The sequence below is a fragment of the Synechococcus sp. PCC 6716 genome (genome assembly GCF_022570815.1).
Classification (GTDB): domain Bacteria; phylum Cyanobacteriota; class Cyanobacteriia; order Thermosynechococcales; family Thermosynechococcaceae; genus Thermosynechococcus; species Thermosynechococcus lividus.
In genome coordinates, this window is record NZ_JAKLTU010000062.1 from 1 (window position 1) to 3012 (window position 3012).

Consider the following 3012-nt stretch of genomic DNA (forward strand, 5'->3'; position numbering starts at 1 on the left):
TGCTATATTCCCCTTGTGCTTGATACAGCACCGCCAAGTTGTTGAGGGTCGTGGCCACTTCTGGATGGTTGGTGCCTAGGGCTTGCTCCCTGATCGCCAAGCTGCGCTGTAGTAAAGGTTCGGCTTTGCTATATTCCCCTTGTGCTTGATACAACAGCGCCAAGTTGTTGAGGGTAGTGGCCACTTTTGGATGGTTGGTGCCTAGGGCTTGCTCCAAAATTACCAAGCTGCGCTGTAGTAAAGGTTCGACCTTGCTATATTCCCCTTGTGCTTCATACAACAGCGCCAAGTTGTTGAGGGTCGTGGCCACTTCTGGATGGTTGGTGCCTAGGGCTTGCTCCAAAATTACCAAGCTGCGTTGGTAAAGCGGTTCGGCTTTGGCGTATTGCCCTTGCTTTTCATACAGTAGCGCCAAGTTGTTGAGGGTCGTGGCCACTTTTGGATGGTTGGTGCCTAGGGCTTGCTCCAAAATTACCAAGCTGCGCTGTAGTAAAGGTTCGGCCTTGCTATGCTGGCCTTGCGTTTGATACAGCACCGCCAAGTTGTTGAGGGTAGTGGCCACTTCTGGATGGTTGGTGCCTAGGGCTTGCTCCAAAATTACCAAGCTGCGCTGTAGTAAAGGTTCGGCCTTGGYRTATTSCCCTTGCKTTTCATACAGCAGCGCCAAGTTATTGAGGGTCGTGGCCACTTCTGGATGGTTGGTGCCTAGGGCTTGCTCCAAAATCACCAAGCTGCGTTGGTAAAGCGGTTCGGCCTTGCTATATTCCCCTTGTGCTTCATACAAYAGCGCCAAGTTGTTGAGGGTCGTGGCCACTTCTGGATGGTTGGTGCCTAGGGCTTGCTCCAAAATCACCAAACTGCGCTGTAATAAAGGTTCGGCTTTGCTATATTCCCCTTGTGCTTCATACAACAGCGCCAAGTTGTTGAGGRYAGYGGCCACWTTTGGGTGGCTAGCCCCTAGGGTCTGTTGCAAAATCACCAAGCTGCGCTGTAGTAAAGGTTCGGCCTTGCTATATTSSCCTTGCGCTTCATACAGCAGCGCCAAGTTATTGAGGGTCGTGGCCACTTCTGGATGGTTGGTGCCTAGGGCTTGCTCCAAAATTACCAAGCTGCGTTGGTAAAGCGGTTCGGCTTTGGCGTATTGCCCTTGCTTTTCATACAGTAGCGCCAAGTTATTGAGGGTAGTGGCCACTTCTGGATGGTTGGTGCCTAGGGCTTGCTCCAAAATCACCAAGCTGCGCTGTAGTAAAGGTTCGGCCTCACTATGCTGGCCTTGCGTTTGATACAGCACCGCCAAGTTGTTGAGGGTCGTGGCCACTTCTGGATGGTTGGTGCCTAGGGCTTGCTCCAAAATTACCAAGCTGCGCTGTAGTAAAGGTTCGGCCTTGCTATATTCCCCTTGTGCTTCATACAGCAGCGCCAAGTTATTGAGGGTCGTGGCCACTTCTGGATGGTTGGTGCCTAGGGCTTGCTCCCTGATCACCAAGCTGCGCTGTAGTAAAGGTTCGGCCTTGCTATATTSGCCTTGCGTTTGATACAGCACCGCCAAGTTGTTGAGGGTCGTGGCCACTTCTGGATGGTTGGTGCCTAGGGCTTGCTCCAAAATTACCAAGCTGCGCTGTWAAARMGGTTCGGCTTTGGCGTATTGCCCTTGCTTTTCATACAGTAGCGCCAAGTTATTGAGGGTCGTGGCCACTTCTGGATGGTTGGTGCCTAGGGCTTGCTCCAAAATCACCAAGCTGCGCTGTAGTAAAGGTTCGACCTTGCTATATTCCCCTTGTGCTTCATACAACAGCGCCAAGTTGTTGAGGGTCGTGGCCACTTTTGGATGGTTGGCGCCTAGGGCTTGCTCCAAAATCACCAAGCTGCGCTGTAGTAAAGGTTCGACCTTGCTATATTCCCCTTGTGCTTCATACAACAGCGCCAAGTTGTTGAGGGTAGTGGCCACTTTTGGATGGTTGGCGCCTAGGGCTTGTTGCGTTATCGCTAAACTGCGCAAGTACAGAGATTCTGCCTCACTATGCTGGCCTTGCGTTTGATACAGCACCGCCAAGTTATTGAGGGTCGTGGCCACTTCTGGATGGTTGGTGCCTAGGGCTTGCTCCAAAATCGCCAARCTGCGCTGYAATAGCGGTTCGGCCTTGCTATATTCCCCTTGTGCTTCATACAACAGCGCCAAGTTGTTGAGGGTCGTGGCCACTTTTGGATGGTTGGTGCCTAGGGCTTGCTCCAAAATCACCAAGCTGCGCTGTAGTAAAGGTTCGGCTTTGGCGTATTGCCCTTGCTTTTCATACAGCAGCGCCAAGTTATTGAGGGTCGTGGCCACTTCTGGATGGTTGGTGCCCAAGGCTTGCTCCCTGATTGCCAAGCTGCGTTGGTAAAGCGGTTCGGCTTTGGCATACTGCCCTTGCTTTTGATACAACCGTGCCAAGTTATTGAGGGTCGTGGCCACTTCTGGATGGTTGGTGCCCAAGGCTTGCTCCCTGATTGCCAAGCTTCGCTGCAATAGCGGTTCGGCTTTGGCATACTCCCCTTGTTTTTGATACAACCGTGCCAAGTTGTTGAGGACAGCGGCCACATTTGGGTGGCTAGCCCCTAGGGTCTGTTGCAAAATTGCCAAACTGCGCTGCAATAGCGGTTCGGCTTTGGCATACTGCCCTTGCTTTTGATACAACCGTGCCAAGTTGTTGAGGGTGGTGGCCACTTCTGGATGGTTGGTGCCCAAGGCTTGCTCCAAAATCACCAAGCTGCGTTGGTAAAGCGGTTCGGCTTTGGCGTATTGCCCTTGCTTTTCATACAGTAGCGCCAAGTTGTTGAGGGTCGTGGCCACTTCTGGATGGTTGGTGCCCAAGGCTTGCTCCCTGATCGCCAAACTGCGCTGCAATAGCGGTTCGGCTTTGCTATATTCCCCTTGTGCTKCATASRACAACGCCAAGTTGTTGAGTGTGGTGGCCACTTTTGGATGGTTGGTGCCTAGGGCTTGCTCCAAAATCACTAAGCTGCGTTGAAATA

General features: G+C 52.3%; 1 protein-coding gene. It reads right to left on the reverse strand.

From position 1 onward, the window contains the following. Window positions 1–3012, reverse strand: a 3012-nt coding sequence (locus L5220_RS14180) for a tetratricopeptide repeat protein (protein WP_499574296.1), incomplete at both ends; no start/stop codon positions are given.